15 protein-coding genes are annotated in these 14,327 nt (G+C 38.0%); 9 read left to right on the plus strand and 6 right to left on the minus strand.

Annotated elements, in window-relative coordinates:
* Positions 1-149: 149 nt before the first annotated feature.
* A complete protein-coding gene (locus SFC47_RS04690) occupies positions 150-1,469 on the plus strand; it encodes a hemolysin family protein (RefSeq protein ID WP_411253077.1) in 1,320 nt (439 codons plus the stop codon).
* Positions 1,470-1,602: 133 nt separating this feature from the next.
* Positions 1,603-1,866, plus strand: coding sequence for a hypothetical protein (locus SFC47_RS04695; protein WP_411253078.1), 264 nt, complete (start codon positions 1,603-1,605; stop codon positions 1,864-1,866).
* Between the two features lie 15 nt (positions 1,867-1,881).
* On the opposite strand, the gene qoxD is transcribed toward SFC47_RS04695, so the two are convergent.
* The 4 genes from qoxD to qoxA are packed head-to-tail and all read right to left on the minus strand — an operon-like array spanning position 1,882 to position 5,672.
* Complete coding sequence (gene qoxD / locus SFC47_RS04700) at positions 1,882-2,163, minus strand: cytochrome aa3 quinol oxidase subunit IV (RefSeq protein ID WP_411253079.1); 282 nt, start codon at positions 2,161-2,163, stop codon at positions 1,882-1,884.
* A gap of 1 nt (position 2,164) precedes the next feature.
* Entirely contained in the window at positions 2,165-2,761 is a 597-nt protein-coding gene (gene qoxC, locus SFC47_RS04705) for a cytochrome aa3 quinol oxidase subunit III (protein ID WP_411253080.1), read from the minus strand.
* Between the two features lie 3 nt (positions 2,762-2,764).
* Complete coding sequence (gene qoxB, locus SFC47_RS04710; protein ID WP_411253081.1) at positions 2,765-4,708, minus strand: cytochrome aa3 quinol oxidase subunit I; 1,944 nt, start codon at positions 4,706-4,708, stop codon at positions 2,765-2,767.
* A 37-nt stretch (positions 4,709-4,745) separates the two neighbouring features.
* Positions 4,746-5,672, minus strand: a complete 927-nt coding sequence (gene qoxA / locus SFC47_RS04715) for a cytochrome aa3 quinol oxidase subunit II (RefSeq protein WP_411253082.1) — start codon at positions 5,670-5,672, stop codon at positions 4,746-4,748.
* Positions 5,673-6,000: 328 nt separating this feature from the next.
* Here qoxA and SFC47_RS04720 point away from each other — a divergent pair, with 328 nt between their 5' ends.
* The 5 genes from SFC47_RS04720 (at position 6,001) to SFC47_RS04740 (ending at position 9,645) form a co-directional block, all read left to right on the plus strand.
* Positions 6,001-6,306 (plus strand): iron-sulfur cluster assembly accessory protein, encoded by a 306-nt coding sequence (locus SFC47_RS04720; protein WP_411253083.1) that lies wholly within the window; start codon positions 6,001-6,003, stop codon positions 6,304-6,306.
* 108 nt (positions 6,307-6,414) lie between these two features.
* Positions 6,415-8,130, plus strand: coding sequence for an ABC transporter ATP-binding protein (locus SFC47_RS04725; protein ID WP_411253084.1), 1,716 nt, complete (start codon positions 6,415-6,417; stop codon positions 8,128-8,130).
* 107 nt (positions 8,131-8,237) lie between these two features.
* Positions 8,238-8,987: a Cof-type HAD-IIB family hydrolase gene (locus SFC47_RS04730; protein WP_411253085.1), complete on the plus strand. Its 750-nt coding sequence runs from the start codon at positions 8,238-8,240 to the stop codon at positions 8,985-8,987.
* 192 nt (positions 8,988-9,179) lie between these two features.
* Complete coding sequence (locus SFC47_RS04735; RefSeq protein ID WP_149869847.1) at positions 9,180-9,380, plus strand: cold-shock protein; 201 nt, start codon at positions 9,180-9,182, stop codon at positions 9,378-9,380.
* Positions 9,381-9,495: 115 nt separating this feature from the next.
* Positions 9,496-9,645, plus strand: coding sequence for a hypothetical protein (locus SFC47_RS04740; protein ID WP_411253086.1), 150 nt, complete (start codon positions 9,496-9,498; stop codon positions 9,643-9,645).
* Positions 9,646-10,087: 442 nt separating this feature from the next.
* On the opposite strand, the gene SFC47_RS04745 is transcribed toward SFC47_RS04740, so the two are convergent.
* Both SFC47_RS04745 and SFC47_RS04750 read right to left on the minus strand, forming a co-directional pair.
* Positions 10,088-10,294: a YwbE family protein gene (locus SFC47_RS04745; protein WP_411253087.1), complete on the minus strand. Its 207-nt coding sequence runs from the start codon at positions 10,292-10,294 to the stop codon at positions 10,088-10,090.
* Positions 10,294-10,497, minus strand: coding sequence for a hypothetical protein (locus SFC47_RS04750; protein WP_411253088.1), 204 nt, complete (start codon positions 10,495-10,497; stop codon positions 10,294-10,296). Before SFC47_RS04750 ends, SFC47_RS04745 begins: the two co-directional genes overlap by 1 nt.
* 186 nt (positions 10,498-10,683) lie before the next feature.
* On the opposite strand from SFC47_RS04750, the gene katA reads away from it, so the two are divergent.
* Positions 10,684-12,144, plus strand: coding sequence for a catalase KatA (gene katA, locus SFC47_RS04755; protein WP_411253089.1), 1,461 nt, complete (start codon positions 10,684-10,686; stop codon positions 12,142-12,144).
* 131 nt (positions 12,145-12,275) lie between these two features.
* Positions 12,276-14,324, plus strand: a complete 2,049-nt coding sequence (locus SFC47_RS04760; protein ID WP_411253090.1) for a CapA family protein — start codon at positions 12,276-12,278, stop codon at positions 14,322-14,324.
* Positions 14,325-14,327 lie beyond the last annotated feature (3 nt).

Consider the following 14,327-nt stretch of genomic DNA (forward strand, 5'->3'; position numbering starts at 1 on the left):
AGGAAAACTGAAAAAGAATAAGATTGGAAAAAAGCTGCATTCAAATCGATTGCAGCCTTTTTTTCAGTAAAAAAGGCTGAATATGGGTATGAATAATGTATACATATATTTTATGGAGGTGTAAGCCTTACACAATGTAAGGTGAGCCATTGACAATAATAAATCTTCTTTTAATCGCCCTGCTAATTGCATTAACTGGATATTTCGTTGCAACAGAATTTGCAATCGTAAAGGTGCGGGGATCGCGAATTGAACAATTAATTGCAGAAGGCCGAAAAGGGGCTGAAGCAGCTAAACATGTTACAACTCACCTCGATGAATATTTATCTGCCTGTCAGCTTGGAATAACGGTTACAGCTTTAGGTCTTGGATGGCTGGGGGAACCTACGGTTGAAAGCCTATTGTTTCCACTATTTAAACGAATGGAGTTAAACGAGGCAATTTCCCATTTTTTATCGTTTGGTTTGGCATTTGCTTCAGTTACGTTCTTACATGTTGTTATTGGGGAGCTGGCTCCAAAAACTGTTGCAATTCAAAAAGCAGAGGAAATCACACTTGCTACCTCCAAACCTTTGATTTGGTTTTATAAAATTATGTACCCGTTTATTTGGATACTAAATCATTCTGCACGGGTGATAGTAGGATGGTTTGGATTTAAGGCTGTTTCAGAGAATGAATTAGGATTATCAGAGGAAGAACTGCGAATTTTACTGTCAGAAAGCTATGAAAGCGGCGAAATCAACAAAAGTGAACTGGAATATGTAAACAATATTTTTGAATTTGATGAAAGAATTGCTAAAGAAATCATGGTACCCAGGACTGAAATGGTTACCTTGAATATGAATGACAGTATTGAAACGGTCAGGGATGTTATTAAGAAAGAAAAATATACACGATACCCTGTTGTAGTTGACGGCGATAAGGATAATATCTTAGGACTAATAAACATTAAAGAAATTTTAACGGAAGAAATTAAAAGGGAAGAAATCCTGAAAGATACGACATTGCAATCAATGTTAAAACCAGTGATACGTGTAATTGAATCGATTCCCATTCATGATTTGCTGGTGAAAATGCAAAAGGAGCGTTCCCACATGGCAATTCTCCTAGATGAATATGGCGGGACATCTGGATTGGTAACCGTTGAGGATATCTTAGAGGAAATTGTTGGTGAAATCCGTGATGAATACGATACCGATGAAGTGGCAGAAATTCGAAAAATCAACCCAGATCACTATTTATTTAATGCTAAAGTATTAGTAAGTGAAGTAAATGATATATTAGGCACCACTTTATCAGATGAGGAAGTAGATACGATTGGCGGCTGGTTCTTGACTCGTAACTTTGACGCTAAAAAGGGTGACCAAATCGAGGATGAAGGAATCATATTTACAGTAAAAGAAATTCAAGGACATCATATTCTATTAATTGAAGCGAAAAAAGTTTTTACCGCAGAGGAAAAAACATAAACAAGCAATTCTGCCACTTTGGGGAATTGCTTGTTTTAATTAAGTCAAGAAAAGTGAATTAAAATATGAAAAAAAGTTTGACAATTTTGTGAACACGGTGAATAATTAATATAAAGAAAGGGGATACGTTGTTATGAGAAGTAGAGAGAAATTCCTTAATGCTGTGGCGTACGTCGGCCTAACGGTTCTATCAATTGGGATATTGGCTTTTACTGCCGGGATATTTGTAAACGGTTACAATGTTTTGGTTCCAATTGGAATAGGGACATCAGTCGGTGCCGTATTTATTTTTCTAATCGGTGTGTTTTTGGTCGTAACAGATGAGATGTTAGAGAAATCATATATAGGAACAAAAGTAGTTCCAATTAAATCAAAAAAAGGAGCACCTATTCAATAGGTACTCCTTTTTCTATTACATATCCCAAATCATTGCCAGTAATGTCCCAAAAACAGTTACAAGTGCAATGATCAAACCGTAAAATACATTTGTGTAAATGGCACCTTTATCCTTGGTTTCTCCGGAATGCATAAAGACCACTAACTGGAGCCCCGCTTGGATGAAAGCTGTGACAAGAAGGATAGTCATGCCTGCTGCAAACGACATATCAAGGTAGTATACCGCTAATGCCACTGTTGTCAGGAGTAAAGAGAATACAAAACCAAGTACTTGTTTCATCGGAAATAATTGGCTCATATTACATCATTCCTTTCAGATAGATGAAGCTGAAGATGAAAATCCAAACGACATCTAGGAAGTGCCAATAAAGCGAGAAGATAAATGCTTTATTTGTAGTTTGTGGAGTAAATCCACGTTTTTTTACTTGAAGGATAATGAATAATCCCCAAAATAAGCCTAGTGTAACGTGTGCACCGTGTGTACCTAATGTTGTTAAAAGTGCTGCAGTAAAGGCACTCGTTTGAATTCCTGCTCCTTCGTGAACATACGTAACAAACTCAAAAATCTCTACACCTAAAAAGGCAAGCCCAAGAAGCAGGGTGATTGAGAAGAATGAAATCATTGCCTTTTGCTTTCCAATTCTCATTGCGTGAATCCCAAGACCAACTGTAAAACTACTTGTTAATAATAAGAAGGTCTCAAGGAGCACCGGTGTAATTACGAAAATCTCTGCTCCTGTTGGTCCGCTGCCAGTTCGGTTTTCTAATGTGAAATAGGTTGCGAACAGGGTAGCGAAAAGCATAATCTCCGCACCAAGGAAAATCCAAAATCCTAAGATTTTTAAACTGTTTTCTTCGGTACTGTATTCTAATGGAAGCGAGTTATCTATTTTCATTGTTTAAGCACCTCGCAAATTTGTTTCTATTTCTTCGATTTCTTTAACAGAGATATAACGGCCATGGTCTTGTTCAAACGACCTTAGAGCCATACATCCGAAAATTCCTAGAGTAGTAACGATGACAGGAATCCACAAGCTGAAAATAAAGGAGAATCCCCAAACAAAGAAGATACAGCTCATGATGAAAGGGATACCGCTATTATTTGGCATGTGAATTTTCTCGTATTCGCCCTTAAATAGAACATGGCCATTTTTCTTTGCATCCCATAACGCCTCGTTGGAGCGTACTTCTGGTAAAATCGCAAAATTGTATTCTGGAACTGGTGTATGTGTAGCCCATTCCAATGTACGGGCATCCCAAGGATCATTACTGATATCTCTTGATTCATATCTAGTACTATAGTAGATATTATAGACGATTAACACAAAACCGATCGCCATGATTGCAGCTCCCACGAACGAAATCATATTCATTAAGGTAAATCCAGATGCTTCAGAGTATGTGTACATCCGGCGTGCCTGGCCATCTAAACCTGATACATACATCGGCATGAAAGCTAAGATGAAACCAATCGAAAGCAGCCAAGCTGTCCATTTTCCAAGTTTCTCATTTAACATGAAACCAAACATTTTTGGCCAATAGTAATGCAGCCCAGCGAGCATCGCATAGACAACACCAGGAATAATAACGTTGTGAAAGTGAGCAACTAGGAACATCGTATTATGATATTGATAGTCTGCTGCAGACATCGCAAGCATTACCCCGGTAACTCCGCCAAGTGTAAACAGTGGAATGAATAGCATACTGTAAAGCATTGGCGTAGTAAAAACAATTTTTCCTTTTCTAAGCGTAAGAAGCCAGTTAAAGATCTTAACCCCAGTCGGAACGGCAATTGCCATTGTTGTAATCGAGAAGATACTATTTGTTAAAGCACCTTGACCCATTGTAAAGAAATGGTGCGCCCAAACTAAGAAAGATAGAAGCGAGATAATAACCATTGAACCTACCATAGATTTATAGCCATATAGGTTACGACGTGCAAATGTCGAGATGATCTCACTATAAATACCAAACGCTGGCAGAATTAAGATATACACTTCAGGATGTCCCCAAACCCAGAAAATATTGGCCCAAAGCATATCCATACCGCCATTATCCATCGTAAAGAAATGTGTTCCAAATTGACGGTCTAATGTTCCCATAGCAAGTAACACGGCTAAAACAGGGAATGCGAAAACGATAATGACGTTCGCAATTAAAGCAGACCAAGTAAACATTGGCATTTTCATTAATGTCATACCAGGAGCTCTCATTTTGAGAATAGTAGTAATAAAGTTAATTCCTGTCATTAATGTACCGATACCAGCGATTTGGATTGCGATCATATAGTAATTGGTACCGACAGATTCACTAAACTCGTTGCCTGCAAGCGGGAAATATGATGTCCAGCCTGCGTCAGGAGAACCTCCGACAACGAATGAGATATTGAATAACATCGCGCCCATAAAGAATAACCAGAAGCTTAATGCATTCAAACGCGGGAATGCTACGTCTCGTGCTCCAATTTGTAGTGGAACAACAAAGTTCATAAAGAACATGATGAATGGCATTGCCATAAAGAGAATCATGACGATTCCATGTGTGGTGAAAATCTCGTTATAATGCTGCGCATCAAGAAGGGTGTTTTCTGGTACTGCGAGCTGTGCACGCATCATAATCGCATCAACCCCGCCTCTAAAAAGCATAAGGAGAGCAGATAGCAGATACATGATACCAATTCGTTTGTGGTCAACAGTTGTCAGCCATTCACGCCATAGGTAGCCCCATTTTTTAAAATAAGTTAATCCCGCAATAACTGCTATGACTGTAAGCCCAATGGCAGCCATCGAGGCATAAATCGCAATACTAGGATGTGGAACCGCAAATCGTTCAAAGAAATCCATTGATACTATCTCCTTTCAAGGGAAGATTACTTTTATATTAATGATTCATACCTTCGTGTCCGGTATGTGATTCTGTATGAGTTTCTGTTTCAGATGTTTCAGATGTTTCAGATGAATCTTCTCCATGTTCATGACCTGCAGGCGGGGGAGAAAATTCTAGGTGAGTTCCCGTGTATGTCTGCTGTCCAAGATGACCTGGTTCTAATAATTCTTCAAACTTTTTCTCTGTTATCGGCTTAGCTGTTTCTTTTACCTCTTTTACCCAGTCGTCAAAATCCTTTTGAGACATGGCTGTAACATTGAAGGTATTCTCAGCAAATCCTTTACCTGAGAAGTTTGCATTTCGGCCCATGAATTCACCAGGGACATCTGCAGCCAAATGCAGGGTGGTAACCATGTCAGCCATGGCATACTTTTGTCCGCCTAACTGCGGAATCCAGAAACTTGTAATAGGTCCGTGAGAATATAGTCTAAATTCTAGTGCACGGTCTGTAGGGATATATAAGTAGTTAACTGTTTCGATTCCTTCTTCAGGATAACTAAAGTGCCATTTCCAGTTAGAGGAAGATGCATAAACAACTAATGGCTTTGTATCTTCATATCCCTTTGGTTTTGCTTCAACAATATAGTTACTTTGAACAGATACATACGAGAGAAATGCAACGATTAATACTGGAATCCCTACCATAATAACTTCAACCCAAAGGTTGCCTTCAATATGAGGCGGTTCATAATCCGCTCTTTGTTTAGAAGCTCGATACTTTACCAACATGTAGACTAACATTGAGAAAACGGCAATAACAATTAAGGACATAATTCCTATCGATAAAAGGATGTCACTTGCCTGCCTTTCTGCTTGAGGACCTTTAGGATCCAAGACAAGTAGTGGTTCACATCCAGCTAATAGTGTGATAATCGTAAGAATCACTGAATATATAGCCCTTTTAGTACCCTTTTTGTGCATGTGTCTTACTCCTCTCATTTATATAAAATGGTGTTTATTCGTGAATTTGTTCACAATCTTAATTAGGATTTTACCTTTTTGATGAGATTAATTACTAAATAATAATAATTTCATAATTAGTGTTATTATTCGCTAACACAATATTAACAACAATGGTGTGATGTTTATATACGTTTTTCGAATTATTTGTGACAAATTTGTTAAGGTTTTAATTTCCTTTAAAAGTTACTCAGTGGGAATCCCTTCAATACAAGTGTAAAAAATTTGTCTATTTTTGTATATTAATGGGATAATGTAATATGAATACATAGGAATAGGAGCGACATTTATGAAAGTTAAAATAAACCGCCATGCAGCAAAAGCATTAAAAAAAATGTTGGAAGGGCCAGAAGCAGAAGGGAAATTGTTCCGTGTGTATGTAACTAATATGCATGGTGACCATGCGCATTATGATTTGATGCTGGATACGCCTGCTGAGCATGATGAAGTGGTTAAGACAGATAAGGATATAGATATTATTCTTGATACGAGAGATGAATTTTTAGATGGTGTATGGATTCAATTGTTCCATGTTCCAAAAGAAGAATGGCTGATTACTAATCCATCTAAAGGCGGACATCATCACCATCATTAATATAGATAGAAAAGGAATCCACCTGATTAAATCCCAGGTGGATTTTTGATTGTAATTTTCGAAATATTTTCATATAATCCAATTACTTAACTAAAAAGGAGACCTGCGATGATTCGACGTTTTTTTTCATATTACAAACCGCATAAAAAGCTTTTTGTTCTGGATTTTACGAGCGCAGTGGTTGTTGCGGTTTTAGAGTTGGCCTTTCCGCTGGCAGTATCATGGTTTATTGATGATCTCTTGCCAGGGGGAGATTGGCCAGCCATTGTGACAGTTAGTTTGGCTCTTTTGACTGTTTATTTGCTGAGTACCTTCTTACAGTTTGTCGTGAATTATTGGGGCCATAAGCTCGGAATTAATATTGAGACCGATATGAGACAAGAACTTTTTGAACATGTTCAAAAACAGTCTTTTCGTTTTTTTGACAATACCAAGACTGGGCATATTATGAGTAGAATAACCAATGATTTATTTGATCTCGGAGAACTTGCACACCATGGACCGGAAGATGTCTTCATTGCAGTGATGACCTTTATCGGCGCATTCTGGATTATGCTGACAATAAATGTGAAATTAGCACTTGTAGCTGTTTTAATATTACCGTTGTTAGCGATATTAGTTGTAGTTTGTAATCTAAAAATGAATAAGGCATGGAGCCATATGTACACGAGCATTGCCGATGTAAATGCGCGAGTGGAGGATAGTGTATCAGGCAGCCGTGTGGTTCAATCCTTTACAAATGAAGATTTTGAGATTGCAAGATTTAAAAAAAATAATCAAAAATACCGAAATGCAAAACTATTGGGGTATCGTGTCATGTCTTTTAGTTTATCCGGTATTTATATGATGACCAGGTTAATTACCATTATTGTTCTAGTTTATGGAGCCTGGTTAAGTTTTTCTGGACAGCTGACGTATGGAGAGCTGGTCGGTTTTGTCCTTTATGTAAATGTCCTATTTAAACCAATTGATAAAATTAGTGCAATTATGGAATTGTATCCAAAAGGAATGGCTGGATTTAAACGTTTCATGGAAATAATCGACTCCGAGCCAGAGGTAAAGGATACCGAGGATGCTATTGAAGTTGCTTCACTAAACGGAGATATTGTTTTTAAAGACGTGACCTTTAGCTATGACCAGAAGAAATCTGTCCTTGATGGAATTAATTTAAACATCCATCAAGGTGAGACTATTGCGTTTGTTGGGCCATCAGGGGCAGGTAAAACTACAATTTGTTCCTTGATCCCCAGGTTTTATGATGTTACGAGCGGCAGCATATCCATTGATGGATTCGATATTCGTAATATGACAAAAAAATCACTTCGCTCTCAAATTGGAATTGTTCAGCAAGATGTCTTTTTATTTACAGGAACAATAAGAGAGAATATCGCCTATGGAAAGCGGAATGCAACTGATGAGGAAATATTAGAAGCTGCTAGACGTGCGCATCTAGAGAAATTTATTCATTCTCTTCCTGATGGATATGAAACGGAAATTGGTGAAAGAGGGTTAAAGCTTTCTGGAGGTCAAAAGCAAAGATTAGCAATTGCCAGGATGTTTTTGAAGAATCCGCCTATATTAATTTTAGATGAAGCAACATCGGCACTCGACACCGAAACGGAAATGGTTATCCAAGATGCTCTAAACGAGCTGGCAAAAAACAGAACAACCTTAATTATTGCTCATAGACTAGCAACTATTCGAAATGCTGACCGTATTATTGTCGTGACGGAAGAAGGAATAGCAGAGGAAGGCGGTCATGATGAGCTTATTGAACAAGGCGGTATTTTTGCTAATCTTCATCGTGTTCAATACCAGCAATAAAATTTTGGAGAGATCTCTGCGAAGTTCGCAGGGATTTTCTAATTCTGAAAATAAAAGAACTTGGTTACGCTAATGAGGTATCGGTAAAAAGGAGTGAATGTTTATAAATGCAGAATTTCAAAAGTGATAACAAGATTAAACTAATTGCGCTTGATATGGACGGTACACTGCTAAATGATCAACATGAAATTTCAGAGGAAAATCGTAAGGCAATTAAGGAGGCACAGGATAAAGGAATCCATATCGTACTCAGCACGGGACGGTCACTAAAAAAATGCGAAAAACATGCTGATTCACTTGCCTTATCCTCTTACTTGGTAACAGTGAACGGCAGTGAAATTTGGGATGATAAAAGAGGCTTAGTTGAGAGAAATCTGTTGAGTTCAGAGTCAATTCAATGGATGGTAGAGCTTACACAAAAGCATAAGATAAGGTTTTGGGCCATTAACACAAATCGAAATTGGTTTGATGAAATGCCAGAAGATATCCATTCGGAGGAATGGTTGAAATTTGGATTTAACATTAAGGATGAACCAACTAGAGATAAGATATTACTAGAACTGCAAGGAAGAGGGGAGTTTGAGCTGAGTAACTCAACCCCAACCAATATAGAAGTAAACCCGGCCGGAATTAATAAGGCAAAAGGGCTAAAATTGGTGTGTGAGCGTCTCGGAATTGAAATGAAGAATGTAATGGCTGTTGGGGACAGTCTTAATGACCTAGCCATGATAGAAGAAGCAGGACTTGGAATTGCTATGGGCAATGCACAGGAAATAGTTAAACTGTCAGCTGCTTGGGTTACCTCTTCCAATAATGAAAATGGTGTCGCAGAAGCTATCCGTAAATGGGTGCTTTAGGATTATCTTTTACGGACAGTACTTCATTATACTAATAATTTTTTTATTTACTTGAAATAAAATAGCTTAAAATGTGAAATACTTAATATACAAGTGGAAATTGTTTAAAAGTAATTTCCCTTGGGCATAATAATCGAGCAAGACTATATTGCAATTTCATGTAATTGTTACATGCTAGGAGGAGCTACAAAAATGGAACATGGTAAAGTAAAATGGTTTAACGGTGAAAAAGGCTTTGGATTTATTGAGCGTGAAGGTGGAGACGATGTTTTCGTTCATTTCTCAGCTATTCAAGGCGAAGGTTATAAAACCTTAGATGAAGGTCAAGAAGTGACGTTTGAAATCGAAAATGGCCAGCGCGGTCCACAAGCGGTTAACGTACGTAAATCATAATTAACCTTCTAATTCAAAACAGACTCCAACGTGAGTCTGTTTTTTATTGTTCTGTGAAAAGCGATGAGAGCCCGAAAACGGCAAAAAGAAGAGAGAGTGGTCACTCATGAAAGCGATGAGAGCCCGAAAACGGCAAAAAGATGCCAGAGTAGTCACTCATAAAAGTGATGAAAGCCCGAAAACGGCAAAAGAAGCGAGAGTGGTCACTCATGAAAGCGATGAGAGCCCGAAAACTGCATTAAGATGGCAGAGTGGTCACTCATGAAAGCGATGAGGGCACGAAAACGGCAAAAAGAAGAGAGAGTGGTCACTCATGAAAGTGATGAGAGCCCGAAAACTGCATTAAGATGGCAGAGTGGTCACTCATGAAAGTGATGAAAGCCCGGAAACGGCAAAAAGAAGAGAGCGTGGTCACTCATGAAAGCGATGAGAGCCCGAAAACGGCAAAAAGATGCCAGAGTAGTCATTCATAAAAGCGATGAGAGCCCGAATACGGCAAAAAGAAGAGAGAGTGGTCACTCATGAAAGCGCTGAGAGCCCGAAAACGGCAAAAAGAAGAGAGAGTGGTCACTCATAAAGAAATGCTGCCCAAGTATACAAAAAACCTCCACAATAAGTGGAGGTTCATTATGTGATAAGTAAAATGGTTATTTATAGTATGTGGATAAATTAGAACATTCATACCTAAAAATAATACATTTCACTCATTAGGTGGACTTTGAATTCAATATTTCCTTCACTCTGCCAACCTGTCCATCCGTCAACCTCACTTTAATACCATGAGGATGAGAACTAGAATTTGTTAAGATATCCTTTACAATCCCTCGTGTGAGCTTCCCTGTTCTTTGATCAGCCTTTAAGACAATCGAAACCTCAGCTCCGGCAGTAATGTCCTTTCTAGTCTGTCCGTTCATTAGACACCCATTTTTCTACGTGTATTACTCACTTTTTTAGTCATTTGACTTTTCATTTTTTGACCATTTTGAAGACCGCTTTGGGTGCTATTGGCTGCAGCGGCTTTATTCTTTTTATTTGCTAGCTGCTGCTTCATAGCTTCCTGTAAACTCATTTTCTTTTTTGGCTCTTCATTTGGGTTTGTTTGATTGTTCTCTGACATTAGGAAATCCTCCTGAAAATATGTACTTAGATACATACAGTATAATCTATTTTTTATTAAATTAACAAATTAATTGGAGATAAAAATTAATACTATTTTATAATTATTATAATTTAGTATTGATTTTAATGAAATTTTAATTATAATTAAGGTAGTTCGAAATTAAATAGTTTATGAGGTGATTAAATGAGTAATGAGAAAAACCATTTAACAACAAGCTGCGGAGCACCCGTTTTTGATAATCAAAACTCGATGACTGCTGGTTCCAGAGGACCAACATTAATTCAGGATGTACACTTACTTGAGAAACTTGCGCATTTTAACCGAGAGCGTGTACCTGAAAGGGTTGTTCATGCAAAAGGGGCAGGTGCACATGGATATTTTGAAGTGACTAATGATATGTCCCCATATACAAAAGCAAAACTATTTAATGGTGTTGGTAAGGTGACACCAATGTTCATACGATTCTCAACTGTAGCAGGAGAGTTAGGGTCAGCTGATACCGTACGTGATCCACGAGGCTTTGCAGTAAAATTTTATACGGAGGAAGGAAATTACGATTTAGTAGGAAACAACACACCTATTTTCTTTATCAGAGATGCTATTAAATTTCCTGATTTCATCCATACACAAAAAAGAGATCCCCGTACACATCTGAAAAATCCAAACGCCGTTTGGGATTTCTGGTCATTATCACCTGAATCTTTGCACCAGGTAACTTACTTAATGGGAGACCGTGGTATACCAGCAACACTTCGTCATATGAACGGGTATGGAAGCCACACCTTTAAATGGGTCAATGCAGACGGTGAAGCTGTTTGGATAAAATATCACTTTAAAACAGAGCAAGGCGTAAAAAATATGTCTAAAGATGTAGCTAGCAAACTTGCTGGTGAAAATCCTGACTATCATACAGAAGATTTATTTAATGCAATTGAAAAAGGCGATTTCCCTAAATGGAAACTATATGTACAAATCATGCCTTTAGAAGATTCTGATACTTATCGCTTTGATCCATTTGATGTAACCAAAATTTGGTCCCATAAGGATTACCCGTTAATTGAAGTGGGTCAAATGGTATTAAACCGTAATCCAGAAAACTATTTTGCTGAAGTTGAGCAGGCCACGTTCTCACCTGGAACATTAGTTCCTGGTATAGAGCCTTCTCCGGATAAAATGCTTCAGGGGCGTTTATTTGCCTATTCGGATGCACACCGCTATCGTGTAGGAGCCAATCACAATCTACTTCCTATCAATACTCCAAAGGCAGCAGTGAGCAACTATCAGCGCGATGGTCAAATGCGATCTGATCAAAATGGAGGGCGTTCAGTATACTATGAACCTAACAGCTTTGGAGGCCCAACAGAAGCACAAGCTTCAAAAATTACAGCATTCCCAGTAACTGGCCTTGCAGAAAGTGTGGCTTACGATCATAATGATCACTACACACAAGCTGGCGACCTTTACAGGTTAATGACTGAGGACGAGCGTACTCGTTTAATTGAAACAGTGGTAGAAGCAATGCAGCCAGTTGAAAGAGATGACATAAAACTTCGTCAGATTCAACATTTCTATAAAGCAGATACTGAGTACGGCGAGCGAGTAGCCAAAGGTCTTGGCCTGGCCATTCCACAGGAAGTAAAATAGAAAATCGAACAAAAAGACTGTCCAAATGGGCAGTCTTTTTGTTATTTTCTGATTATTTATTGTAAATTTCGACACCTTTTGCAACTCTCATATATTAAAATAATTCTAATTACTAGGGGGGGAGAGGGGCATTGAAGAATACTTTTTTATTTCTGATTATTTGCTTTACCATCATGTCACAAAGTATGAATGGCCACGCAATAGAACCTAATAATCATCTAAGAGATTTGCAATTGGAGTTAAAAGAATACATAAAACCCTGGCAAGGTCAGATAACCCTTCACTACCAAAATCTAATATCACATGAATCCTATGCATTAGATAACGAAAAGAAGATGCCTGCAGCAAGTACGATTAAGCTTCCATTGGCACTATATGTAATGAAACTCGCAGAACAAGGGGAAATCGACCTCACGGAAAAGCTAACCTATAAGAGTCATCATTATTATGAAGGAAGCGGCGTCATTCAAAACGATAAGATAGGGAACAGCTATACCATATCTGACCTTATCGAAAAAGCGATGGTCTTTAGTGACAATATTGCTTTTATTATGTTAAAGGAACGAGTTGGGCAGAACAATTTTATTCAATTTATGAAAAGCCTGGGAGCGAAGTATACTTACCCCGGAGGACAAAATGTTACTTCTGCAGAGGACTTGTTTCTATATGCAAAGGAAGCATACAGTTTTTCTAAAGAAAGTACATATGGAGAAAAACTAGTAAAGTATCTAGAAAATACAATCTATAATACTACCATCCCCAAAGGTATACCAAATAAGAATATTGCTCACAAAGTTGGGATGGTCCCCAAGGATTTAATTTATAATGATATTGCGATCGTTTTTGATAAGCTGCCCTTTATATTAGCTGTGACCACAATGGGGATTGGATATGAAGAATCACAGAAAGTCATTGCAGATATCGCTAAAATTGTTAATAAGCATCATGAATTAAACGTTAAGGGGTACCTTACAGTAGAAGTACCCGAGAGTAAACTTGAAAGTATCTATCTATATGAGGATGCTAAAGAGGGAAGCGGCAGTGGGTTTCTAACGGAGGAGTTCTTTAAGAAATATGTTAAAACATGGAGCTCTACTCATTATGAAGAAAAAATAACTTATTATCACCGGCTGGTAACTATAAATCAAATTCAATCAGCTAATCCAAAAAAGGTAAAAGAGTCTTGGGAAGCAGCTGCAAAAAAAGCTGAAAGAGAACAATTAAAGAAATCAATTAGGGTTACCTTTGCAGGTGATGCGATGATGGATTGGTCAGTAAAAGAAACGGTAAAACAAAAAGGTGCAGACTATCCATTCATCCATATTAAGCAGGAACTTACCTCGAGTGACTTGAGTGTCGTCAATTTAGAAACAGCCATAACTACAGAAGGTGTGAAGGTACCGAAGGAATACAATTTCCGTTCTGATCCGGTTTCTTTAACTGGATTAAAAAATGCAGGTTTTCAGTTAGTAAGTTTGGCGAATAACCATTCTTTTGATTATGGTCCTTCCGGTTTTACAGACACACTTAGTAATCTAGAAAAATACGAACTTGACTATATGGGTGGAGGCCGAAACAAGGAAGAAGCTTACGGTGCTAAAACGTATATGATAAAAGGAAGAAGTATTAAGGTTCTGGCATTCTCAAGGGTTCTTCCTGACTTTAGCTGGCTGGCAACTGATACAAAGCCAGGCTTAGCAAATGGGTATGACTTATCATTAATCCAAAATACCATTGAAAAAGAAAAAAATGGTGCAGATTACCTTTTTGTCTATATCCACTGGGGTGTTGAAACAAAGCGTACTCCTGAACCTTTTCAACGTGATTGGGCAAAAGCGATGATCGATTCTGGGGCGGATGGGGTAATCGGCAGTCACCCCCATGTGCTGCAAGGCTTTGAATATTATGAAGGTAAACCGATCGCCTATTCATTAGGGAATTTCCTTTTTCCAAATTACATAAAAGGCGATAAAGCACAAACTGGAATTCTGCATCTAGATATCCACCAGGACAAAATTGAAATGTCATTTGTACCGTTTAGAATTAACCAGGATCAAATAATTGTACAGAATGAGCGAGAAAAACAAGAAGTATGGAATGAGCTCCAAAGCCTATCGTACGGGGAAGTACAAATTAATAATGGAATCATTTCTGACAACACAATCTTTGCAAAGGAATAAGGG

The sequence above is a fragment of the Neobacillus niacini genome, from assembly GCF_046591715.1.
GTDB classification, from domain to species: Bacteria; Bacillota; Bacilli; order Bacillales; family Cytobacillaceae; genus Neobacillus; species Neobacillus niacini_L.

Bases quoted from the DNA above. Each gene is read 5' to 3' on its own strand.
- SFC47_RS04695 (WP_411253078.1), top strand. From the start codon at position 1,603: ATGAGAAGTAGAGAGAAATTCCTTAATGCTGTGGCGTACGTCGGCCTA.
- qoxD (WP_411253079.1), bottom strand. From the start codon at position 2,163: ATGAGCCAATTATTTCCGATGAAACAAGTACTTGGTTTTGTATTCTCT.
- qoxC (WP_411253080.1), bottom strand. From the start codon at position 2,761: ATGAAAATAGATAACTCGCTTCCATTAGAATACAGTACCGAAGAAAAC.
- qoxB (WP_411253081.1), bottom strand. From the start codon at position 4,708: ATGGATTTCTTTGAACGATTTGCGGTTCCACATCCTAGTATTGCGATT.
- qoxA (WP_411253082.1), bottom strand. From the start codon at position 5,672: ATGCACAAAAAGGGTACTAAAAGGGCTATATATTCAGTGATTCTTACG.
- SFC47_RS04720 (WP_411253083.1), top strand. From the start codon at position 6,001: ATGAAAGTTAAAATAAACCGCCATGCAGCAAAAGCATTAAAAAAAATG.
- SFC47_RS04725 (WP_411253084.1), top strand. From the start codon at position 6,415: ATGATTCGACGTTTTTTTTCATATTACAAACCGCATAAAAAGCTTTTT.
- SFC47_RS04730 (WP_411253085.1), top strand. From the start codon at position 8,238: ATGCAGAATTTCAAAAGTGATAACAAGATTAAACTAATTGCGCTTGAT.
- SFC47_RS04735 (WP_149869847.1), top strand. From the start codon at position 9,180: ATGGAACATGGTAAAGTAAAATGGTTTAACGGTGAAAAAGGCTTTGGA.
- SFC47_RS04740 (WP_411253086.1), top strand. From the start codon at position 9,496: ATGAGAGCCCGAAAACGGCAAAAAGATGCCAGAGTAGTCACTCATAAA.
- SFC47_RS04745 (WP_411253087.1), bottom strand. From the start codon at position 10,294: ATGAACGGACAGACTAGAAAGGACATTACTGCCGGAGCTGAGGTTTCG.
- SFC47_RS04750 (WP_411253088.1), bottom strand. From the start codon at position 10,497: ATGTCAGAGAACAATCAAACAAACCCAAATGAAGAGCCAAAAAAGAAA.
- katA (WP_411253089.1), top strand. From the start codon at position 10,684: ATGAGTAATGAGAAAAACCATTTAACAACAAGCTGCGGAGCACCCGTT.